This window comes from Neptunomonas antarctica (assembly GCF_001305295.1).
GTDB classification, from domain to species: Bacteria; Pseudomonadota; Gammaproteobacteria; order Pseudomonadales; family Balneatricaceae; genus Neptunomonas; species Neptunomonas antarctica.
Genome location: NZ_LJSI01000027.1, coordinates 20955 through 44276 on the forward strand (window position 1 = coordinate 20955; position 23322 = coordinate 44276).

Annotated in this window: 20 protein-coding genes and 4 tRNA genes; 11 read left to right on the forward strand and 13 right to left on the reverse strand. The window is 46.2% G+C overall.

Features of this window, described 5'->3' with window-relative positions; translation table 11 throughout:
- Window positions 1-75: 75 nt before the first annotated feature.
- From Nant_RS05825 to Nant_RS05840, 4 genes are all read left to right on the forward strand, one after another.
- The gene (locus Nant_RS05825) at window positions 76-873 is read left to right on the forward strand and encodes an ABC transporter substrate-binding protein (RefSeq protein ID WP_054340707.1); all 798 of its coding nucleotides are present in this window, start codon (window positions 76-78) and stop codon (window positions 871-873) included.
- Window positions 870-4274, forward strand: coding sequence for an EAL domain-containing protein (locus Nant_RS05830; protein ID WP_054340708.1), 3405 nt, complete (start codon window positions 870-872; stop codon window positions 4272-4274). Before Nant_RS05825 ends, Nant_RS05830 begins: the two co-directional genes overlap by 4 nt.
- A 365-nt stretch (window positions 4275-4639) precedes the next feature.
- Window positions 4640-6112, forward strand: coding sequence for a NarK family nitrate/nitrite MFS transporter (locus tag Nant_RS05835; protein WP_054340709.1), 1473 nt, complete (start codon window positions 4640-4642; stop codon window positions 6110-6112).
- A 103-nt stretch (window positions 6113-6215) separates the two neighbouring features.
- On the forward strand, window positions 6216-7943 hold the full coding sequence (locus Nant_RS05840; RefSeq protein ID WP_054340710.1) for a bifunctional protein-serine/threonine kinase/phosphatase: 1728 nt from the start codon (window positions 6216-6218) through the stop codon (window positions 7941-7943).
- A gap of 101 nt (window positions 7944-8044) precedes the next feature.
- Here Nant_RS05840 and Nant_RS05845 read toward each other — a convergent pair whose 3' ends face one another.
- Window positions 8045-8455 carry a ribonucleotide reductase subunit alpha gene (locus Nant_RS05845; RefSeq protein ID WP_238377075.1) on the reverse strand — a complete coding sequence of 137 codons (411 nt, stop codon included), beginning with the start codon at window positions 8453-8455 and terminating at the stop codon, window positions 8045-8047.
- Between the two features lie 168 nt (window positions 8456-8623).
- On the opposite strand from Nant_RS05845, the gene Nant_RS05850 reads away from it, so the two are divergent.
- On the forward strand, window positions 8624-10006 hold the full coding sequence (locus Nant_RS05850; protein ID WP_054340711.1) for a class II fumarate hydratase: 1383 nt from the start codon (window positions 8624-8626) through the stop codon (window positions 10004-10006).
- Window positions 10007-10151: 145 nt separating this feature from the next.
- On the opposite strand, the gene Nant_RS05855 is transcribed toward Nant_RS05850, so the two are convergent.
- The 7 genes from Nant_RS05855 to Nant_RS05885 all read right to left on the reverse strand — a co-directional run bounded on the left by Nant_RS05855 (window position 10152) and on the right by Nant_RS05885 (window position 12712).
- Window positions 10152-10228, reverse strand: a tRNA-Met gene (locus Nant_RS05855).
- Window positions 10229-10273: 45 nt separating this feature from the next.
- Window positions 10274-10350, reverse strand: a tRNA-Met gene (locus Nant_RS05860).
- Between the two features lie 87 nt (window positions 10351-10437).
- Window positions 10438-10514, reverse strand: a tRNA-Met gene (locus Nant_RS05865).
- A 96-nt stretch (window positions 10515-10610) separates the two neighbouring features.
- Window positions 10611-10687 (reverse strand) — tRNA-Met (locus Nant_RS05870).
- 47 nt (window positions 10688-10734) lie between these two features.
- Window positions 10735-11130, reverse strand: coding sequence for a PilZ domain-containing protein (locus Nant_RS05875; RefSeq protein WP_054340712.1), 396 nt, complete (start codon window positions 11128-11130; stop codon window positions 10735-10737).
- Window positions 11127-11924, reverse strand: coding sequence for an OmpA/MotB family protein (locus Nant_RS05880; RefSeq protein ID WP_054340713.1), 798 nt, complete (start codon window positions 11922-11924; stop codon window positions 11127-11129). The genes Nant_RS05875 and Nant_RS05880 overlap by 4 nt, the downstream gene beginning before the upstream one ends.
- Window positions 11921-12712, reverse strand: coding sequence for a motility protein A (locus Nant_RS05885; RefSeq protein WP_054340714.1), 792 nt, complete (start codon window positions 12710-12712; stop codon window positions 11921-11923). Before Nant_RS05885 ends, Nant_RS05880 begins: the two co-directional genes overlap by 4 nt.
- 75 nt (window positions 12713-12787) lie before the next feature.
- On the opposite strand from Nant_RS05885, the gene Nant_RS05890 reads away from it, so the two are divergent.
- The gene (locus Nant_RS05890; protein WP_054340715.1) at window positions 12788-13657 is read left to right on the forward strand and encodes a DUF72 domain-containing protein; all 870 of its coding nucleotides are present in this window, start codon (window positions 12788-12790) and stop codon (window positions 13655-13657) included.
- A complete protein-coding gene (locus Nant_RS05895) occupies window positions 13657-14271 on the forward strand; it encodes a DsbA family protein (RefSeq protein ID WP_054340716.1) in 615 nt (204 codons plus the stop codon). The genes Nant_RS05890 and Nant_RS05895 overlap by 1 nt, the downstream gene beginning before the upstream one ends.
- A 111-nt stretch (window positions 14272-14382) precedes the next feature.
- On the opposite strand, the gene Nant_RS21805 is transcribed toward Nant_RS05895, so the two are convergent.
- Complete coding sequence (locus Nant_RS21805) at window positions 14383-14838, reverse strand: cold-shock protein (protein WP_054340717.1); 456 nt, start codon at window positions 14836-14838, stop codon at window positions 14383-14385.
- A gap of 193 nt (window positions 14839-15031) precedes the next feature.
- Between Nant_RS21805 and Nant_RS05905 the strand changes: the two genes are divergently transcribed.
- Both Nant_RS05905 and plsB read left to right on the forward strand, forming a co-directional pair.
- Window positions 15032-15241 carry a SlyX family protein gene (locus tag Nant_RS05905; RefSeq protein WP_054340718.1) on the forward strand — a complete coding sequence of 70 codons (210 nt, stop codon included), beginning with the start codon at window positions 15032-15034 and terminating at the stop codon, window positions 15239-15241.
- A gap of 22 nt (window positions 15242-15263) precedes the next feature.
- The gene (plsB, locus tag Nant_RS05910) at window positions 15264-17657 is read left to right on the forward strand and encodes a glycerol-3-phosphate 1-O-acyltransferase PlsB (protein WP_076496061.1); all 2394 of its coding nucleotides are present in this window, start codon (window positions 15264-15266) and stop codon (window positions 17655-17657) included.
- Between the two features lie 18 nt (window positions 17658-17675).
- On the opposite strand, the gene Nant_RS05915 is transcribed toward plsB, so the two are convergent.
- From Nant_RS05915 to mpl, 4 genes are all read right to left on the reverse strand, one after another.
- Complete coding sequence (locus Nant_RS05915; RefSeq protein WP_054340720.1) at window positions 17676-18476, reverse strand: class I SAM-dependent methyltransferase; 801 nt, start codon at window positions 18474-18476, stop codon at window positions 17676-17678.
- A gap of 102 nt (window positions 18477-18578) precedes the next feature.
- Window positions 18579-19265: a tRNA (adenosine(37)-N6)-threonylcarbamoyltransferase complex dimerization subunit type 1 TsaB gene (tsaB, locus tag Nant_RS05920; protein WP_054340721.1), complete on the reverse strand. Its 687-nt coding sequence runs from the start codon at window positions 19263-19265 to the stop codon at window positions 18579-18581.
- A gap of 33 nt (window positions 19266-19298) precedes the next feature.
- A complete protein-coding gene (locus tag Nant_RS05925; protein ID WP_054340722.1) occupies window positions 19299-19949 on the reverse strand; it encodes a flavin prenyltransferase UbiX in 651 nt (216 codons plus the stop codon).
- On the reverse strand, window positions 19942-21327 hold the full coding sequence (gene mpl / locus Nant_RS05930; protein ID WP_054340723.1) for a UDP-N-acetylmuramate:L-alanyl-gamma-D-glutamyl-meso-diaminopimelate ligase: 1386 nt from the start codon (window positions 21325-21327) through the stop codon (window positions 19942-19944). Before mpl ends, Nant_RS05925 begins: the two co-directional genes overlap by 8 nt.
- Window positions 21328-21604: 277 nt before the next feature.
- Between mpl and Nant_RS05935 the strand changes: the two genes are divergently transcribed.
- Both Nant_RS05935 and ppa read left to right on the forward strand, forming a co-directional pair.
- Window positions 21605-22594: a class 1 fructose-bisphosphatase gene (locus Nant_RS05935; protein WP_054340724.1), complete on the forward strand. Its 990-nt coding sequence runs from the start codon at window positions 21605-21607 to the stop codon at window positions 22592-22594.
- 88 nt (window positions 22595-22682) lie between these two features.
- Window positions 22683-23219 (forward strand): inorganic diphosphatase, encoded by a 537-nt coding sequence (gene ppa, locus Nant_RS05940; protein ID WP_054340725.1) that lies wholly within the window; start codon window positions 22683-22685, stop codon window positions 23217-23219.
- The last annotated feature ends 103 nt before the right edge of the window (window positions 23220-23322 follow it).

The following is a 23322-nucleotide window of genomic DNA, read 5'->3' on the forward strand; positions in this document are numbered from 1 at the left end:
TTAATGCAGATCAGCTGAGCTAGTCTATACTTTGATCTTATGTGGGTATTAATATTAAAGGTACACAAGGCTACGATGCATATTTATTACCTTTGCCTGCTTTTCACGGCCCTGTTTTCACCTTGGCTGTCAGCGGCAGAAAATACTACGTTCAGCCGACTGGATAAGGTAGCTCATGCAGATGCCTTACGCGTCTGCATTTGGCCCGATTATTACAGTATCACCTACCGCAACCCGAAAACACAGCAGTTATCGGGTATCGATATTGATATGGCTAATGCATTAGGTAAAGACCTGGGGGTGGCTGTGCATTTTATCGACAGTTCTTTTGCCACACTTATCGATGACATTACTCAAGACCACTGTGATATTGCGATGTTTGCTGTCGGCATCACCCTTGCCCGCAAGACCAAATTACGCTTCAGCCAGCCTAATCTCATAAGCGGTGTGTTCGGTATTACTACGAAGAGTAACCGCCGTATCACACAATGGAGCGATATAGACAAACCCGATTCTGTGGTAGCTGTCGCCAAAGGCACGTTGCACGAAGCCGTGATGAAAGAAAAACTCAAATCCGCACAATTGTTAATACTCAACACGCCTTTTGCCCGCGAACAGGAGGTTCAGTCAGGACGCGCCGATGTATTTATGACTGACTTCCCTTACAGCCAACAATTTCTTACCAAGTCTGATTGGGCCAGACGGGTATCGCCTCCCAATAACTACCCTAAAACACCCTACGCCTATGCTATGCAGCCCGGTGATGACGACTGGCATAATCGAATCGAGAAATTTGTACGTGATATCAAAAAAGATGGCCGGCTGTTAACATCCGCCAAACGTCATCACCTTGAGGCCATTATCGTTCCATGAATCAACATACACGCCAGCTACGCAAAATTTTTGCTTTCGCTCTGCTGTTATTCATTAGCGGTATGCTAACGATCACCGCGTACTCCCTATGGCGGTTGCGCGCTGAAACGGTAACCAGCATGCTTGAAATGTCTGCGATGCACTCGCGGAGCTTTGAAAGCTTTATCACGCAAAATATGAGACTTGTAGAGCTGACGACCTTTAATGTTGCCAATATGGACAGCCGTAATAAAAATTATTTTAATATAGAGAGATTTTTTGTCGCAAACCTGCGGAATAATCCTGCCCAACGTTCGATATCATTACTCGATGAGCAAGGCCGTATCATTGTTAGCTCTAATCGGGCGAATGAAGGAATTATCGTCAACACTGACGAATACCTGCCTGTTCAGACACAGACTCAAACAAAAAGCATCTTACGTATTGGTCGCCCCTGGGCGGGTCGCGATTTCATCAGCGGTAGACCGACGACTCATCAGACACCGATAAACGCCGTTCAATCAAACTTCATTCCGGTGATACATACCCTGTCATTCGGCCAGAGAAAAGTCACATTACTAACCGCCTTCAATCCCGACTATTTTATCAACCATATTTCTCAAATACTCAAAACAGAAGAAGGGGTGGTTGATATCGTTCGCTATGATGGCACGCTATTATTGAGCACCGACCTTACCGAACTTGCAGGGTCATTAGATCCATATAACGAACCTGACTTGAATCTGAATAGCCTTGAAACGGGTCAGTTTTTACAAAAAAACCATAATGGCCGCAGTGTATTCACTTCTTTTAGAACATCGCAACTTTACCCCTTTATCGTATTTACCCGCATAGATCGCCAACATGCGATGCAAAACTGGAAAACTGAAGCAAAAATACTTATCGGGGTCATCATAGCCACGTTAATCGCCTTAACTCTTCTGGTGAACGCCTTCTATCGCCGTCAGGTCCAGCTGGAGGCGGAACGTATCGAATCAGAAAAACTACAGCGTATCAACGCGACTGTTTTTGGCAGCAGCGCTGATTCCATTATCATCACTGACATTTACGCTAACATTATTTCCGTTAATCCTGCTTTCTGTGAGATCACTGGCTACACAGCCGAAGAAGCTATTGGCCAAAACCCACGCTTCCTTGCCTCTGGAAAGCAAGATGAAAACTTTTATAAAGCAATGTGGGCCAGCCTTCGCAGTCAGGGCTTCTGGTGCGGTGAAATCATTAACCGCTGCAAAAATGGACACCTTTATGATGCTCACACCACAATCTCGGCCTTTCGCGACACCGAAGGTCATCTGCAACACTTTATCGGTGTAAGTACCGACATTACCGAACGCAAAAAATCAGATGTGAGATTGCGTCAGGCAGCTAGTGTCTTCCTTAACAGTCAGGAAGGTATTATGGTGACTGATGCGCATAATCTCATTGTTGATATTAATCCGGCGTTCTCCCATATCACCGGTTATGACTATCAAGATGTTATCGGCAAGAACCCCGGCATTCTATCTTCTGGTAAACAGTCAGCTGAGTTCTATACCGAGATGAAAGCTTCACTGGAAGCACATGGATCATGGCAAGGTGAAATCTGGAATCGTAAAAAGTCGGGCGAGATTTTTGCAGAACGGCTATCCATTGACGTTGTAAGTAAAGCAGATGGGGAAATAGACCAACACGTCGCTGTTTTTTCTGATATCAGTCGAATAAAAGCACATGAAACAGAACTGGATCGTATCGCTCATTATGACGCGTTAACAGGCATACCCAATCGTCGCCTACTCGGTGATAGACTCAACCACACAATCGCGCGCGCCAAACGTAGTGGTAAATCTCTTGCGGTATGCTATCTCGACTTGGACAGTTTCAAACCCGTCAATGATCAATATGGACATGCTACTGGCGACCTTCTCTTGATAGAAGTCACCCAGCGTCTGCTGAAAATATTACGTGAAGAAGACACGATAGCCCGACTTGGTGGTGATGAGTTTGTCATACTCTTTTCAGAACTAGGCAAGCCAGAAGAGATAGATCGGCTACTTGATAGAGTATTAACCGCTATCAGCATGCCAGTATTGATTGAAAACCATTCTCTTCACGTTTCAGCCAGTATTGGTGTCACCTTATTCCCTGCCGATACCGCTGACGCTGATACATTGCTACGCCATGCAGACCAAGCGATGTATCAAGCGAAAGAGGCCGGAAAAAACCGCTATCATTTGTTTGATCCAGGGCTAGATAGGGAAGTTCAGGCTCGCCGCACTAAGCTCAAGCATATTAATGTCGCTCTGAATAAAGACGAATTCGTTCTCTATTATCAACCTAAAGTGGACCTCCTCACGGGGGAAGTGATTGGTGCTGAGGCACTGATTCGCTGGCAGCATCCAGAACAGGGGCTGTTACCACCTGCCGCCTTTTTAGGACTTATCGACGGCCATGACCTGGAGATTGAAATCGGCGAGTGGGTTATCGAATCGGTATTGAAGCAAATTGCTGTATGGAACACGCTTGGACTGACGTTCCCTGTGAGTGCCAACCTCAGCGCCAATCATCTATTACAGGTCGACTTCGCTGACCGCCTTCAACTCATGCTGGAGCGCCATCCCGCTGTCAAACATGAGGACCTTGAACTGGAAATTTTAGAAACATCTACCCTGAACGATATAGATCAAGCGGCCGGTATACTCACACAATGTCGTAATATGGGCGTACGTTTCTCACTTGACGATTTTGGCACAGGATACTCATCTCTGACCTATTTTCAGCGCCTGCCAGTAGATACCCTGAAAATTGATCAGAGTTTTGTACGAGATATGCTGGAAGATCCTAATGATCTCGATATTGTTGAGAGCATTGTGCGGCTTACCCAAACATTCAATAAATCCGTCATTGCAGAAGGCGTTGAGACTTTAGAACATGGTGCCATGTTGATTAAACTTGGCTGCTCCCACGCTCAGGGCTATGGTATTGCTCGCCCGATGCCAGCAGGAAAATTGCCGGCCTGGGTTGAGCAATGGCGTCATGACGAACCGTGGTTAACGATTAACATCCCCACTGAAGACAGTAAAAACATAAGTTTGATCATCGCCATGCAAAACCATATCAAGTGGCTGGATAATTTCGTCACCTTATTGGAAAGCTCTTCAGACACACCGCTTTCCAATAAGACTAGCCACCAATGTCAATTTGGACGCTGGTATCACAGTAGTGGCTTCGCACGTTACGGCACACTCCAGGAATTCAAAGATATTGCCCCGCTGCATGATGCCGTTCATGCACTCAGTGATGAACTGATGGTACTTGCCAACGATGGACACCGGGCGATTGCCTGCAGACGTTTGCCTGAACTGTATGCACTCAAGGATCTGCTGCTGACTCAGATTCAGTCACTTATTAAAGCACTTGAATGACCTCCCCGCTCAGCTACCCCCAATGAATCCGCAACAAAAAATAACAATACCTGTTTATGAAAAAAATAATATAAACGTTTAAATACATATATTTATATACAACAAATCATACCTATTAAGTGGTAGGCATGAAAAAACCTTCATGCCTCATGCCACTCAAGCTTTGATTCATATCAACACGTGAATACTAAAACTGTCCTATTTTTCTCTTATGTGGATAACACGTTATCTGCGAATGACAGATCAGATAGCCGGCTTAACCTTATTGATCCACATGATGCCTTTAAGAAATGATGTTAAACCATGATTTTAAACCATGACTTCAAACGACGTAGCGACAGCCTGTGCGCTGCAGGAGCAATGTAATGACCACTGAAAAAATTCGATTACTGAACTTTAGTGATCCCAAAATAAAAACGCTGCATATCACATGGTTTGCGTTTTTCCTGACCTTTATGGTCTGGTTTAGCCATGCACCCTTGATGGCTATCATTAAAGAAGCGTTCGACCTCACCACACCAGAAGTCAAAGCACTGCTTATACTCAACGTCGCACTGACCATCCCGTCACGTATTGTCATCGGCACACTGGTTGACAAATACGGCCCGCGTTCTGTTTTCAGTATGTTATTGATGATCGGTGGTGTTATTTGTGTCGGCTTTGCATCGGCTCAAAACTATGAACAGCTCGCTATTTTACGTTTCCTGAGCGGTTTCATCGGAGCTGGTTTTGTTATTGGTATCCGCATGGTCTCTGAATGGTTTCCTGCTAAACAGGTAGGTATTGCTGAAGGCATTTATGGCGGATGGGGTAACTTTGGGTCTGCTGCTGCTGCCATGACACTTCCCTCTCTTGCACTCATGTTTGGTGGTGATGATGGCTGGCGTTACGCGATAGGTATAACCGGCGTATTAGCTTTTGTATACGGTATCATCTATCGTAGGATTGCCCGCGATACACCGAAAGGTTCGACCTATTTCAAGCCTAAAAAGCACGGCGGCCTGGAAGTCACCAGTAAAGGAGATTTCTACTTCTACCTGCTAATGAACGTACCTATGTATCTTGCACTGGCGGTTCTGACATGGAAACTTGCACCCTCTAACCTTGGCCTGCTTAACGATACGGCGGCTTACAGTATTTATGCCATTCTTGCGGTTGTTTTCATCGTTCAGGTACGTGCTATCTACCATGTCAATGAAGATAATCTGAAACACGGTGTGCCCGAGATTCATCGTTACAAATTTAAACAGGTGGCTGTACTGGATGTCGCTTATTTTGTTACTTTTGGCTCCGAACTGGCGGTTGTTTCTATGCTGCCACTGTTCTTTCTGGATACATTCGAAGGGCTCAGCGCGGTTCAGGCAGGACTGCTGGCATCTGGATTTGCCTTTATGAATCTGGTTGCTCGCCCTACCGGTGGGCACTTCAGTGATAAATATGGCCGCCGCAAAGCATTGTCCATTCTGATTTGTGGTTTAGCCGTTGGCTACTTTGTACTGAGCCAGATCGATGGTAACTGGCTCATCCCGGTTGCCGTTATCGCAACAATGGGATGCTCGTTCTTCGTTCAAGCCGGTGAAGGCGCTGTGTTCGCAGCTGTTCCCCTTATCCAGCGCCGCATGACGGGCCAGATTGCAGGGATGGCAGGTGCCTACGGTAACGTCGGCGCGGTATGCTACCTGACAGTGCTATCTTTTGTAGATTATTCCACCTTCTTTATGGTGATTGGTGCGTCTGCTGCAGTTGCGCTAATATTCGTTCAATTTATGGATGAGCCTTCAGGTCATATGGCCGAAATTCTGCCAGATGGTACTGTGCAGCTGATCGAAGTGGAATAAAACACCCCGTTAAGGGAGCCTTCGGGCTCTCTTTTCCTGGCATAGAGAACGCTCTAAAAATTTGATACAGGGCCTGATACAAGGCCTGCTACAGGGATCAAATATGCACCTTAATAGTGAAATCAGATTATCAACAGCCCAGCAAAGCATTACGGGACGAAAAACCCGCAATGAAGACTGCCTGGGCTTCTTTATGCCTGTCGGTAACCTTCTTACCACCAAAGGAGCCTGCGGTATGATTGCTGACGGTGTCAGCACCGCTGAAGCAGGTGCGGAAGCCGCTGAGTATTGCGTGAGGGAGTTTATCAATGATTACTTTGATACCCCTGATATATGGACGGTTAAAAAGTCAGCACAAAAAGTACTGACGGCGATTAACCGCTCTCTTTATTCCCGTAGCCATGAATATTTAAGCAGTACCCGCGGCTATGTTTGTACTTTTTCTGTCTTGGTCATCAAATCGCACACGGCACACATATTCCATATCGGCGACAGCCGCATCTATCGCATCCGTGACGACCATATGGAGTGTCTGACAACCGATCATATTACATCGCTAAGTCAAAGCTCCAGCTGCCTCTCAAGAGCGATGGGGATGGACACACATCTGGACATTGACTACCGGACGATCTCTATTGAGCTTGGCGACATCTTTTTTCTTAGTACCGATGGCGTCCACGACACATTACCACCGAACGAAATTCAAAAGATTATTCATGATGGCACGTCCTTAAATGAGTCGTGCGATCAACTAGTTAATCAGGCCTTTGAAAAAGGCAGTACCGATAATATTAGCTGCCAGTTAATACGCGTTGATGAGATTATCCGGGACAGTATTGATGACCTCACAGACAAATTAACAGAGCTGCCTTTCCCCCCTGATTTAGAAGCGGGGATGCGCATCGATGATTACGAGGTAATCTCTGAGCTCTATGCCAGCAGTCGCAGCCAGCTCTATATCGTTAAAGATCCGCTCGATGGTAAAGAACGGGTCATGAAAACGCCTTCCCAGAACTTTAATGACGATCCCGCTTATATTGAGCGGTTTATTATGGAAGAGTGGGTTGGCAGCCGCATAGACAGCCCCTATGTCGTCAAAGTCTGTAACGCGAATCGCCCGAAAACATTTCTCTACTACGTGATGGATAAGGTCAGGGGAATCTCTCTGGAGCAATGGATTGAAGAAAACCCTTATCCTAAGCCTTCAGAAGCGATAAAGCTGGTTAAACAGATAGCCAAAGGATTGCAGGCATTCCACCAGCGTGAAACCCTGCATCAGGATCTGAAACCCAGTAACATCATGATCTCTCCTGATAATCATATTACTCTGGTCGACTTTGGGTCTGTGTTTGTTTCCGGTATTAATGAAATTTTTATCCCGATAGAGCGTGATCGTGTTCTGGGCACCGTTAATTATTCTGACCCTCTACTCAGACTTGGCCAAAACACTGGCATCAAGGGAGATCTATTTTCACTCGCCAGTATTACGTATGAAATTTTCACGCATCATTTACCTTATGGCGAAGGACTTGAACGCTGTGAAACACCGCAACAGCTTGCAAAACTAAAATATATCCCCTCGGAACGTTATAATCCGGTGTTGCCGCTATGGTTTGACAGGGCATTAATGAAGGGTTTATCGATCAGACCTGAAGACAGATACGACACTATTGAGCAGTTCCTACAGGACGCAACACAGCCTAATCCTGAGTTTTTAATGCCAAAAGAAGTAGAAAAAAAGACACAGAGCGTTATTTTCTGGCAAATAATGTCTTTAGTCTGGTTTATTAGTTCAATGTTTTTGATGGCAGCACTGTGGCTACAAGATTGACTAAAACACGCACTGCTAAAACAAGCACTGCTAAAAAGCGTCTGGCGATATTGAGTTCAACGCTGGATTCTCAACATAAGCAACCGACGCTTATAACGGATTTATCGTACTTGCAGTAGTACAGGGCTCTGCTGACGGTCAAGAATGGTATAACCCGATAGATCCTGCCCCATCATAAGATCATTCGCCATCTGGTTCAGGTAAGGCTCAGCAGCCTCGGTTGGTGGCGCTTCACCATCTACACCGCCCAGACCACCAATCAACACAAAGCTCCAATCACTTGCAATGATATCCGCTTCCTTAATCAGTGCTTCAAAACTCTCCAGCTCTTCGGGTAGCTTATCTACACACATCAGAGGAGTAACCGTGCCCGTCTGATGAGATGCATTTGCTTTCTTTTTCTTATTTCCTTCTGCACGAGCAAAAAGCATAAGTAAGCGTTGTGGCTGCTCCTGTTGCTTCGCAGCCTCAACCAGCTTGGCAAATTCCCCTGGCATACGTTCCTCTGACATAATAACTATCTCCTAAATGTCTCTTAAATGCACAAGTCATTCTGTCATAGTGACATCGCAATGTTTATTCCTCTGAGGGGGTATACAGCTGATTCGACTATCACGGGAAACTATATCTGTTAAAAATAATCTCAACTATAAATAAGCTATCGATTATCAGAGGCTACCATGAAAAATAATGTTCGGTTTGAACGCGACAGTATGGGCGAATTAGCGGTTCCTGCAGACGCCCTTTATGGTGCACAAACACAAAGGGCCATCAACAACTTCCCTATCAGCAAACAGCCATTGCCGGAAGCATTTATACGCGCGTTACTGCATGCAAAAGCTGCCGCCGCTATAGCGAATGCATCGCTTGATGAAATACCTGAGGCAATGGGTAAGGCTATCAATGAGGCGGTTAATGTCTTACTTAAAGACGCCGATATAATGCAGCACTTTCCAGTCGATATATTTCAGACAGGCTCCGGCACCAGCACCAACATGAACGCCAATGAGGTACTGGCAACACTGACAACACCATTATACGGTAGTTCGGTTAATCCCAATGACCATATCAACCACGGCCAGAGCAGTAACGATATCATTCCCTCCTGCATCCATATCAGTGCAGCCATTGAACTATCGGAACACTTACTACCCGCACTATCTCATTTGGCTAATGTGATTCATATCAAAGCTCACGCGGTCGACGGTTCTATAAAAACAGGTCGCACTCACCTGATGGATGCAATGCCTATAAAACTGAGCCAATGTTTAGGTGCCTGGGCCTCACAAATAGAACACAACATCCAACATATTCAACAGCTACAGCCCAGCCTTCAGCACCTCGCCCAAGGCGGTACCGCGGTTGGCACGGGCATTAACGCCCATCCAGAATTTGCAGCGCTCTTTTGCGCAGAGTTAAGCGCCCGAACCAATATCCTATTCTCCCCCGCCGATAACTTTTTTGCTCAAATCAGCTCTCAGGATACCGCTGTAGCACTGTCAGGACAGCTTAAAACGACAGCAGTTTCTTTAATGAAAATAGCCAATGACCTGCGCTGGATGAATTCAGGACCACTAGCCGGGCTAGGCGAAATTGAACTGGAAGCCTTACAGCCGGGTTCATCTATTATGCCCGGAAAAGTTAATCCTGTTATTCCGGAAGCAGCCGCCATGGTTGCCGCTCAAGTTATAGGCAATGACGCAACCATAACTATTGCAGGCCAGTCGGGTAATTTTGAGCTCAACGTCATGCTGCCTTTAATCGCCAGCAACTTGCTTAACAGCATCCAGCTACTCTCCAGAATTAGTCATCTGCTTGCCGATAAAGCGATAGCCAGCTTTACGGTAAACGACGCTAAACTAACGGAAACACTCGCGCGCAATCCAATTTTAGTCACAGCACTTAATCCTATTATCGGCTATCAAAAAGCGGCTGACATTGCCAAGCAAGCGTACAAAGAAAAACGTCCGATAATTGAAGTGGCTGCAGAACAAACTAATTTAACAACAGAAGAACTTACTCTGTTACTCGACCCGACTAAACTCACACGTGGAGGATTGTAAGCTAGCGACGCTATACGAAATAAAGATGAGGCATTGGCAGGGGATTTATTGATCGGTATAAACGCAAAAAGCCAAATCAATATCGCTATTGATTTGGCCTCTTTAAAACTACTAGCTATTTTATAACCGCCAGATAAGTTAAAACTGGTAGCGGGGGCAGGATTTGAACCTACGACCTTCGGGTTATGAGCCCGACGAGCTACCATACTGCTCCACCCCGCAACTACTGCACAGCCATTAAACTTGCTGCACTCTCTTCTTTAAAACTGGTAGCGGGGGCAGGATTTGAACCTACGACCTTCGGGTTATGAGCCCGACGAGCTACCATACTGCTCCACCCCGCAACTGCTGCACAGCCATTATTCGCTGTACCCTTTACTTTATAAGTTTGACCTTATAAAGATCGTCATATAAATAAGCTTCTTAGATATTGGTAGCGGGGGCAGGATTTGAACCTACGACCTTCGGGTTATGAGCCCGACGAGCTACCATACTGCTCCACCCCGCAACAAACTATCTTTGTACTTACTTTCAAGTACACTTACCTTATAACGCAGCCTTCCAATAAATTCAAAAAATAACTTATTGATAAACTTAACAAAATTGGTAGCGGGGGCAGGATTTGAACCTACGACCTTCGGGTTATGAGCCCGACGAGCTACCATACTGCTCCACCCCGCATCAAATTGTGGAGCGAATACTATAGTGATTGTTCCAATACTGCAACACTAACCTTCAGTTATTTCGTTATCGCCAGATTTCGGGTGTTTACTTCTTCGGATATCTCTTTTTTGGCATTCAATAATTAAGCGTGCAATCCGGGCAATATCTTTCTCGGCAATATGAACAAATTCAGCACTGTATTCAGGATGATGCCTACGGATAATCTTTAAATCACACTCCACCACATAAACTTTATCCGTTTCAAATGTTAACACCACCGGATAACTATCTTTATTTGCCTGCCCCTGATATCGGAAAGCGACACCCTTGGCTGAAATATCAATAACGTCAACAGCAACACCCGCCACCGTCAGGCTAACAGGGTCATCCTGATGTAATGTCACCCGATAATTTTCACGTGGTAGAGCATCATCAAAATCAATTTCTATTACAGGCTTCATGGCACATTTACCTTTTCTAATACAAATTCAATACGACGATTTTCTGACCGCTGCTCTGGAGTATCATTGGGACCAATAGGCAGAGAGTCACCATAACCGGTTGCCGTTACTCGTTCCGGGTCTATTCCTCCTCTGACTAAATAGCGTAATACGGTAGTCGCCCGTATAGCGGACAGCTCCCAGTTGGACGGGAAACGAGCTGTTTCGATTGGAATATTATCGGTATGCCCCTTAATGCCGAGCTTATACTCCGGATACTTTTCCAATATATCTAGCAATCCATCCATAATGGGCATCATCTGGCGATTGAATGAAGAATCGCCTGATTCAAACAATACAGCACCTTTTACCCGAATTCGTAGCTTACCATCACGAGGCTCCCCGACATCCACCGCATCGGCAACACCCATGGAAGCAAACACCTCCTTTAAACTATTTGACAGGTATTCGAGTTCTTTGTTCGTCTCTACTACCGGTATTTCAGGCGCTCTGCTCTCTTGAACCTCTTCGACGACAGCTAATGGCGGCGTCAGTTGATCCGCATTATTTTGTTCCAAACTATCAGGTATCTCGATAGCCGGAGCTCTGATTTCTTCCGGTAAAGGAACAAGGCTCCCGCCACTATCGCCAATCGCCAACTGAAAGGAGCGAATTGTTGATGCGAATTGTTCTTTTTTAACCGTTGAAATCGAAAAAAGCAGCACAAAAAACACCAGCAGTAGTGTCATCAGATCAGCGTAGGTCACTATCCAACCGGGCTCTGACTCATCCATAACGACGCGTCGCGCACTCATTTTTTCGCTCCGCTGTCAGCCGCCACCTTTTGACTCTGTATGGGTTTACGCGCTCTTTCCGGAAGATAAGAAGCTAACTGTTCATAGACATGAGCATAGTGATCATTCGTCAGTATACTGATACTGCCCTCACGAATAATTTCCAGATTAGTGACTTCCAGCAAGGTTCGGGCTTTTAACTTACCGGCGATAGGCAGAAACACCATCGTTGCCAATAATGACCCATAAAAAGTCGTCAATAAAGCGATTGCCATGGCAGGGCCAATAGTCTCAGGATTATCAAGTTCACTGAGCATCTGAATCAAACCAATCAAGGTTCCCAACATGCCGAATGCGGGTGCGTATCCCGCCATTTTCCGGAAAACATCCTGAACAGAAAAATGACGCGCCATAAGGGAGTCGATTTCATTCTGCAGGGTATTCCGGATTACCTGTTCAGAAGCAGCTTCAGACAAAAGATTACAGGCGCGCAGCAACACCGGCGAATCTGTTTTCACATCTCCCAATTTCAATAAACCATGACGATGGCTGATTTTACTCAGCGAAATCATCGTATCTATCATCTCTGAAGGATTGGTCTTATCCTGAGTGAATACAATATAAGCGCCCTTAAAAGCATTCATAACATCACGAAATTGAACGGTTAATAGCGTCGCCGCCATAGTCCCACCCACCACGATCATCATGCCTGGTACGTTAACAAAAATGTCCGCATTACCGCCCATCAGAATGGCCGAAATGATAAGCACTAATCCTGAAATAATGCCTACAAGGGATGCAAAATCCATCTCTTAATATGCTCCTGAGTATTTATTGATAATCAATCGCTTGAGTATAGCAGCTGTTCAGTACACCATAAGAGTATGCACACCGAATATCCCACACACGATCAAGCGTATTTTATTGGCCTGCCTCAATGGCACCATCCAAATTGGTATCCAGAGCATTCCGGTCCGAATCAGGCGCTGCAACAATACACGCAACACTTTTCATCGGTCGAGGGTAACAGCAGTTTTTATGGTCTTCCCAACGAGTCGACCATACAACAATGGAAGCAGCAGAGCAGCCCCAGCTTTCGTTTTTGCTTTAAATTTCCACAAACCATCACACATCATTTAAAGCTACAACATAGTGATCGGCTGCTTACCGAATTCCTTAATCGAATCACACCACTAGAACATAAACTAGGCATACTCTGGCTACAACTGAATGCATCTTTTGGTCCTCAGGATTTGGAGATACTGGAACGTTTTATCAATCGCCTACCTACTGATTTCAGTTATGCTATTGAGGTCAGACATAGTGGATTTTTTAATAAGGACGATTTGGAAAAACGTTTCAACCAGATACTAATGCGTCGATCAGTCAACCGTATCACGTTCGATACACGCGCTCTTTTTTCGCATCCTGCTGGCGATCCCATCACGCAGGAAGCACTGAAGGCTAAGCCACGCATGCCGGTGCATGTTATTGCCACTGGCCAGCATCCTTTTGTACGCATCATCACGCCGCTTAACATCGGTGATGGATATGCATACCTGATACCCTGGATTAATAAAACACTTGAGTGGATTGATGAAGGCCGCACGCCTTATCTATTTTTCCACACCCCCGACAACAAAGAGGCACCCGCAGTAGCGAGCTTCTTTGCAGCAGAGATTCACAAACAACGGCCCAACATCCCTGCGCTGACTCTCTGGAATCAACATAGTCCTCAACCGGAGCTTTTCTAATGCAACTACTCTATATCATGGATCCAATGTGCAGTTGGTGCTGGGCTTTTTCCCCCACACTGCAAACGATTGAACAAACCTTCCCTGATCTGCCTATTCAATACGTTGTAGGGGGCTTGGCGCCGGACACAGATGATCTGATGCCACAAGAGCAGCAAGATATGATTCGCTCTATTTGGCAGCAGATAGAAGCTCGTACGGAAACCGTCTTTAATTACGATTTCTGGACACTCTGTAGTCCACGACGAAGTACGTGGAGAGCATGCCGGGCGATTCTTGTTGCAGAGCAGCTAAAGCCCGGGAGCGCTGGTGTAATGGCGAAAGCGATTCAGCAGGCTTATTATTTGGTCGCAAAAAACCCCTCTGACAGAGAAACACTAATAGCACTAGCAGAAACATTAAACATTAATACGACTGAATTTTCCGCATTATTAGATGCGCCAAGTACCCAGCAACAGTTTGACGATAATCTAATGTTATCCAGACAGCTCGACGTTTCTGGTTTTCCTGCCTTACGCTTATTGAATCAAGACAAGGCGATCAGAATAAGTGATGGTTATAGTGGGCCAGACGCCATTATTGAGCGTTTACACGCAGCCATTGCAAAGCAATAGCGCACTTTTCAGCGCAAGTCATAACAGGCAATAGTTTTTCAGGGCAGAGAATATAAAAGAGGACAGGAAGGAAGAAGAAAGCGGAAGCCGAGGCTTCCGCTATTGAGGTGACTAGCCGCGAATAACGGAAACATCTTCCGCCTGCAAACCCTTGTCGCTCTCACGTGCATTAAAACGAACACGTTGACCTTCACTCAAAGAGCGATGACCACGTCCACGGATGTTACGGAAATGAACAAACACATCATCACCATTTTCACGCGTAATGAATCCAAAACCTTTAGAAACATTAAACCACTTAACAGTACCTAACTCTCGATCATCATTTTCGTAGTCTTCTTCATCTTCCATATCTTCGTCATCAATCTGAGCCAGAACAGGAGCTGCCGGGCTGCTACCCATAGCAGAAATCACGCTACTGATCAGAACTACGATGAAGGTTACCGCTATAACCTTGGCTGTTAATAACCCTGCTTCAACACCCGCTACAGCATTAAGCAGCAAAGGAATCAACACTGCTGCAATGATACTTACAATCACGCTACGAACTATTTGGTTACCACTCATCTATCTATCTCTTGTCTTATCATGAAAATTACTATTATTTAAACCGCCTATACTTAATTTAAAGCGATAACCCTGAAGGTATACAGAAGAAAACTCAAAATTTCAACACCTTACCCCTCTACAGCTTAATTTACTTTCCATAGGCCTCTCCGTTATGCTTACTACAACGAACTTTTATGCCACAGGCGCCATCATGAACTATGACGAACGTATAACAGAACTTGAAAGCAGAGTTGCCTTTCAGGAAGATGCACTTGATAAGCTTAATGACGTAATTGCTCAGCAAGATAAAATGATTATCGATTTAAAAAGAATGCTGACTGTATTTAATCAACAACTTAAGACAGTTGGCCAGGAAAGCCAGGGAATATCGTTTGATGAACCACCGCCACCGCACTATTAATAAGCATAAGGCCTAGCGAAAAATGCGAGGACTAAATCGTATTAGCCGGTTAATACTAAGGTTACTTGTCCGCCCTACAATACAAGGCAGACAACACCTCAAACCCAGCCACAATACGCTGTTCGTTATTGAAACAGCACGGTATACGGACAGGTTGCTTTTAATAGAGCACCTGCGACTGCAGGGCAATACACTGCCTGAGCAAAAAATCCTTTGCGCCGCCCATAATCAGAATGAAGATCTGCGTAACCGCATTGAAGCGCAAATTGATAAACTGGGATTTTTAGACGCTGACAATGATATTAATATTGTCCCCATCTCTATTTATTATGGGCGTCTTCCACAGAGGGAAACGTCCTGCCTGAACTTACTGTATGCTAAAATCTGGAGCAAAGCAGGTCCCTTCGGCCGTTTTATGCAATTACTGCTCAATGGCCGTCAGACATTGATTCAGGTGGATGCTCCTCTGTCACTCAGGCACCTCAAAAAAGACTCATCACATCAACCTGCAGGGGTTATTGCCCATAAAGCGGTTCGGGTGTTTCATAACCATTTTTACCGTCGCCGACAAGCCATTATGGGCCCGGATCTATCGCACCGCCGCACCTTGATCAAACTTATTTTGCAGGATGCACACGTCAAAGAGGCAATTAACCTCACGGCGACTAAAAATAGCCATAGCACTGAACAGGTTTTGGCTGAAGCGAACACGCTTTTGGAAGAGATAGCGGCGGACTTCAGTCCAACTACTGTTCGCATTCTTGCCCCTTTATTAAGCTTTTTCTGGAAAAAAGCCTATAAAAGCGTACATATTGTAGGGATTGAACGGGTTCAGAATTGTGCTCCCGACCACCACCTGGTCTACCTGCCATGCCATCGAAGCCATATCGATTATGTCATGCTGTCCTGGAGCTTATATCAGCATGGTTTAATGATCCCGCATATCGCCGCCGGTGATAATTTAAACGTTCCCATTTTAGGCAGTATTTTAAAACGCGGGGGCGCTATTTTTATGCGTCGAAGTTTCAAAAATGATCTTCTTTATGCGCAACTCTTTAAAAGCTATCTGTTTTTCATGGCTAACAGAGGCCATTCGCTTGAGTATTTCATTGAAGGCGGCCGCAGCCGCACCGGTCGCTTACTACCCGCCAAAACAGGATTGCTCAGCATGACACTGGAGAATCATCTACAGCATCCGGAAAAGCCAGTTGCACTGATTCCCGTATGGATTAGCTATGACAAGCTCATCGAAAGCAAAAGCTATCAACAGGAGTTATCGGGTGGCCTCAAGCGCAAAGAATCTTTCTTAGGTTTACTCAAAACACTTAAGCAGTTTCGGCACCGCTTTGGTGATGCAGCACTCAGCTTCGGGGAGCCTATTCTGCTAAAAACAGCCTTGCAGGAAACACCGTACAATATTTCGCTACATGCATCACAACCTATATCGAAAGACATGTCGGACAACCTATCGGAAAAAGAGCCCCAACAAGAAATAGCAGCCAAACCAACATTGCATGACATGACACAACACATCAGCCAACAGGTGCTCCAAGGAATTAATCAATCAGCTTATGTCAATCAAACGGCGTTGCTAGCGACCCTTATGCTGGCAAACCCAAAGCAGATTTTTAATACAACAGAGCTCGCCAATCAAACTAAAGATCTGGCATCCCTACTCAAAGCATTACCCAACCCTCCGGCCGCCATTGCTACCGGAGCGGTTGATGAATGGGTAACAGAAGCCCTCAAACGTAAACAGTTAAGTCAATCAGGTAACGACATATTCCTTAGCGAAATGCAGGCTCAGGAAATGACATTTTATCGCAACCAACTGCATCATATCACCTTGCTACCGGGCCTCTATCTACTGCTGACAAAGCGCTATTCCCGCCCTCTACCGCAAACCCTGCCAAGGCTGCTCAGCACTATTTACCCCTATTTGAAGGCTGAACTGTTCCTTCCCTGGAGTGGTGCTGAAGTGACGTCTGCCTGCAAGCAAATACGGCTGCGTCTGGAAAAAAGGGGGATGATCACGCGGAATGGCGGACTGATGTGCGTGACGGAAACCCCGCTGACTATTGCTCTGATGCGAACAGCTGAGCCGATTCTACTGCGATATTATATTGTGTTTCGCCTGCTCTCGGATGGAACAGCGATGTCGATGGACGACCTGATCAGCGAAAGCCAGCGTATCGCTGTGCATCTGCACCATCACTTTGGTTTTAACTCGCCAGAGTATTCTGACGAACGCGTATTGACAGTGTTTATTAAAGCGTTGATTAGCCGATCAGTCTTCGCCAAACAAGCAGACCAGGTGAGCTGCCGGATAGAAAGCTCAGCCTTACTTAAACGGGCCAGGCAAATTCTGAATCCGCATTACATCAGCGTGGTAGAGAAAGCATTACATCCGCGCTAATACGCGGCCGAACACCTTCTAACTTAATTTGGCGAGTGCATAAATATCATAACGGCTGGACTTCCCTTCTAACTGATAACTAGGAGGACGTCCTGCTATTGTTGGCGCTTTGCGGGCGCGCTTAACCACCACACGTGCCGTCGCCGTATCCAGAGCAGCCTCCAGCAACTCAACAGAATCCTGATCATCACCGACCACATCCCTGAATATCCGCATCTCTTTTTTCACTAACGCAGATTTTTCAGCATGCGGAAACATAGGGTCAACATAAACAACCTGCACAGGATCTATCAGATGAGAGCGCATCAATTCAATCGCGTTACCGTGATACAGTTTCATTCTGCAACAGACCTCGTAAACTTCTTCATCCGCTACAGCACGCTCAAGCCCATCCGCCAATAACGCATGAATCACAGCAGAACGCTCAGTCATGGAAATAGAGCACCCCAGCGTCGCCAGCACAAAGCTGTCTCGTCCTAAACCGGCGGTAGCATCCAGTATCGTGGGACGAATACCACTTTTAACCCCCACAGCCTTTGCTATCATTTGGCCGGCCCCACCACCAAACTTTCTGCGATGCGCAATCGAACCGCTTAAAAAATCGACCCACACAGGCCCGGGAGCCTTTTTACCCGTCGTTTGCAGCTGAAGCCCGTCATAGGTTACATAAAGCAGCAACGGATCAGCACAACGAGCTATATCGGTGACAATACTCGCCGGCGGTAAGCCCAATCGAGTCGCCAGTTTATTAGCATGCTCCAGCAGCGGCTTATCGCAGGCGGCAACCTTAACCGTTTCACTTATTATATTTTCAGTCACTTGACGCCTTTATATATCTAACAATAGATTTCACAACACAGTACATCTAACAGCAAAAGATCCAACAACTATCTAGACAACAAAAACTAAATACCACTCCACTTACTGCTGATCCTTCTTTTTCCAGGCAACGCTATCGCGCAAATACACAGGCTGCGCCAACTCGGGCGATACTGACTTCCCTTCTTGATAATCCCTAAGTGCCAGACGCAAAATATTAGCCGCCGTCGGATAAGTATCATCGTCTATCGAAGTAACCGCCTGCTGCACTTGCTCAGACATCTCTTGCAGATAGCGCCAGCCAGAACCCGCACCGGCCCATGGAGATTGATCAGGTAGCATGATGTTAGCAGGCGCATCGACCCGTTCCACATCAACCTGCACTGGCAGCCCATTCTCAAACCGATAGGCCGCCCAATAAATTTCATTCATACGCGCATCCAGCGCAGCGACTACCTGATGTTCTCCTGTCGCCAAATGCTTCGATAGAGCGATAGCCGCTAATGTGGACACAGGTAACAGGTTTAGCTCTGCTGCAAATGCCAGCCCTTGAGCAACGCCGGTAGCAATACGGATACCGGCAAAAGACCCGGGGCCACGACCAAACGCAATAGCATCCAGATCTTTTACTTTCAGACCCGCCTCGTCCAGCATCGCCTGAACCATTGGCAGCAGCTGTTTAGTATGCTGTCGGGGAATTATTCTGAAATCCTCACGGATCTCACCTGCCACATGTAAAGCAACGGAACACGCATCGGTCGAGGTATCCAAGGCAAGAATCTTAGGCATTAACCCGCTCCAATTAGACAAAAGGTAGCTATTCTAGTCCTGCGCTGGCGTATTTTCATCACTTTGCAGCAATGCTTCGCCCCAACGCGGCATAAAAGACTGTTCTACCCCAATCTGAGACAGAATTCTGGCGACCACGAAGTCGACCATATCGCTAATCGTTTCAGGCTTATGATAAAAACCAGGACTGGCAGGCAAAATAACGGCTCCCATGCGCGTAAGCTTGAGCATATTCTCCAGATGAATCTCTGAATACGGAGCTTCACGCGGTACCAACACCAGCTGCCGGCGCTCTTTCAATGCTACATCCGCCGCACGTTCGATCAGATTATTACTGGCACCTGTCGCAATCGCAGACAGCGTACCAGTACTGCAAGGACACACCACCATGGTGGCCGGAGCACCCGAACCAGAAGCAACCGGTGCCATCCATTGCTCACGCGCGAACACCTTAATCTGGTCGGCTTTCGCATTAAACATCTTTGTGAAATAGGCCTGCTGAGCCACCGTTGCTCCGGGAATCGATAAATCAGTCTCTGTCGCCGCCACCACTTGAGCAGCCTTGGATATCATCAACAACACCTGAACATCGGCGGCAATTAAGCATTCCATCAGGCGTATAGCATATTGCACGCCCGATGCGCCGGTAATCGCTAACGTGACACGTTTTGTAAACTCAGGCATGGGACTTTTCCTCATTGAACTTGTCCTCAAGTACACTGACCAAGCGCTGATGAATGCCTTCAAAGCCACCATTACTCATCACTACAAGATGTGTACGTGGCACAACAGAGGCTTTAATAGATGCAAGAATATTATCTATCGTGGTTACCACGCGCATTTTATCTTCATGGCCGTGCACAATATCGTCCAGCGACCACTCTAATCCGACAGGCTGATACCAGATCACTTCATCCGCCAGCTTCGCTGATTCGGCCAATGCGGCACGATGCGCACCCAGTCGCATGGTGTTCGAACGCGGCTCAATAATAGCCACAATAGTATCGCTGCCAACCTGCGCACGCAGACCTTGCAGCGTGGTAGCAATCGCGGTGGGGTGATGAGCAAAATCATCGTAAACGCTCACGCCCGCCACCTCGCCAACTTTTTCCATACGACGCTTCACGCCACCAAATACCGATAACGCTTCAATGGCATGATGCGGTTGCACACCTACGTGACGCGCAGCAATCAATGCCATTAAACCATTAGCCACATTATGCTGACCGGTCATGTTCCATTTAACCTGACCCAGATTTTTACCCTGATGCAGAATATCAAAAGCACTACCATCCTCACTGGCCAGCTGCGCAGACCACTCGCCGCCATCACCTATTGAGGCAGTAACCACGGGCGTCCAACAGCCCATCTCGATCACTTCACTGATCGCCTTATCGTGCTGCGGAATAATCACCTGCCCATTCGCGGGTACGGTACGTACAACGTGATGAAACTGGCGTTGAATCGCGGCCAGATCAGGGAAAATATCGGCATGATCAAATTCAAGATTATTCAGCACTAACGTACGCGGGCGGTAATGGACAAATTTTGAGCGTTTATCAAAAAAAGCAGTGTCGTATTCATCTGCTTCAATCACAAAAAAAGGCGAACCCCCTAAGCGTGCAGACACGTCAAAATTATTCGGCACACCGCCAATCAAATAACCCGGCTGCATACCCGCATATTCAAGAACCCAGGCCAGCATCGATGCTGTCGTGGTTTTTCCGTGTGTTCCGGCAACCGCCAACACCCAACGCTCCTGCAGCACATGCTCACATAACCATTGTGGACCCGAGGTATAGCGTAAACCTTTATCCAGCACATACTCAACCGCAGGATTGCCCCGCGACATAGCGTTACCGATAATCACCAGATCAGGTTCAGGATTCAGATGGTCAGGTGAATAGCCCTCCATTAACCCGATACCCTGCGCCTCTAACTGAGTACTCATCGGTGGATATACGTTAGCGTCTGAACCTGTTACCCGATATCCCAGCTCACGTGCTAAAAGAGCCAGTGACCCCATAAAGGTTCCACAGATACCCAGAATATGAATATGCACCGCTTTCTCCTACTCAATTATCAACAAAATTTTCTGCAAAACTATTAATAAATTACTAATAAAGCTCTTACTGAAATGCTCAACACAAGCATCAACACATCTATCAATAAAATCATCTATAAAACAATTCCGATAATAATACCGAGAATTATAAAAAAGGGCGCGATTTATACCCAGTTTTGCACCGACACTGCATGATTTTCCGGTCTTAATCACGTAAAATTACTACAAATTTTGATTCATCCATCTATTAACCTATGCAAAGGTAATCCCCCCCATGCAACTGCTTAGCCAGTTTCTGAGACGCAACGACACTGACGAACAATTAATGGACCTGATTGCGACACTCATGGTCGCCTGTAAAGAGATCGCTTTAAAGTTGCGCGAAGGTGCGCTGGCCGGCGTACTCGGCACGACAGACATCACCAATGTTCAGGGGGAAACACAGAAAAAATTGGACGTTATCTCCAATGAAATTCTGAAAACCGTGTTACTGAATCACTCGCTAGTAGCGGGTGTTGCCTCAGAAGAAGAGAGCGAATCAGTACCGGGTTTTAAAGATGGACGCTTTCTGGTGGTTTTTGATCCGCTGGATGGCTCATCTAATATCGATATCAATGTATCTGTCGGCACTATCTTTTCTATTCTTGAAGCACCTAAAGATGAAGATTTCAGTACCGAGCATCCTTACCTGCAAAACGGCCGCAAACAGTTGGCCGCCGGTTATGTGCTGTACGGTCCTTCTGCCGTATTGGTTCTGACGACCGGCAAAGGCGTCAATATGTTTACCCTGTCGCATACCGGTGACTTCCTGCTGACACGTGAAAACGTCATGATTCCAGAAGAAACACGTGAATTTGCCATCAACATGTCAAACCACCGCTTTTGGGAACCTGCCATGCGCAACTACGTGGATGATCTGCTCCTCGGAGCCGACGGCCCACGTGAGAAAAACTACAATATGCGCTGGGTAGCGGCAATGGTTGCCGAAGTGCATCGTGTGCTGACGCGTGGCGGTATTTTTACTTATCCATGGGATGCCCGCTCGCCGAAGAAACCCGGCAAATTACGCCTGATGTATGAAGGCAACCCAATGAGTATGCTGATAGAACAAGCCGGAGGGTTAGCCACTAACTGCTATTCAGATATTTTAGATGTACAACCGGATGATATTCATGAACGCGTATCTGTTTCTTTAGGCTCGCGCAAAGAAGTCGAAGTGCTGATGGAATACCATCAGCGTACCGAGAGTACAAAAGAAGCATAATCGTCTGATAGTCGTATACAAACTAATGCGTACGACTCTTATAATGAATGAATTAAAATTCTCATTACTATAGAACAGGAAGAAACGCATGAGCTTTGCAAAAGTGCCTGCAGGTAAAGATCTACCGAACGACATCTACGTGATCATCGAGATCCCGGCGGAAAGCTCCCCGGTTAAATACGAAATTGAAAAAGAAGAAGATGCGATCTTCGTTGACCGTTTCATGGTAGCACCTATGTTCTACCCTGCTAACTACGGCTACATTAACAATACACTGGCTGATGACGGCGATGCTGTCGATGTTCTGGTACTGACACCTTACCCTGTTATTCCTGGTGCAGTTATTCGTTGTCGTCCAATCGGCATCCTGAATATGACTGACGAAGCGGGTCAAGATGCTAAATTGCTGGCAGTACCACACGACAAACTGACTAAAATGTACAAAGACGTACAGGATATCAGTGACCTGCCTGAAATGACGCTGGCGCGCATCAAGCATTTCTTCGAGAACTACAAAGGTCTGGAAGAAGGAAAATGGGTTAAGCTGGATGGCTGGGAAGGTGCTGATGCCGCTCGTGCCGCTATCGTTGAAGGCGTTAAAATGTATGAAGCGGCTAAAAAGTAATCACTTTTAAACTGCTTCATTTTAAATAGCGCCACTGAAAAAGCCTCCTTGTTATTCATGGAGGCTTTTTTGTTTTCAGTACCCTGAATAAATAAAAAAGAGA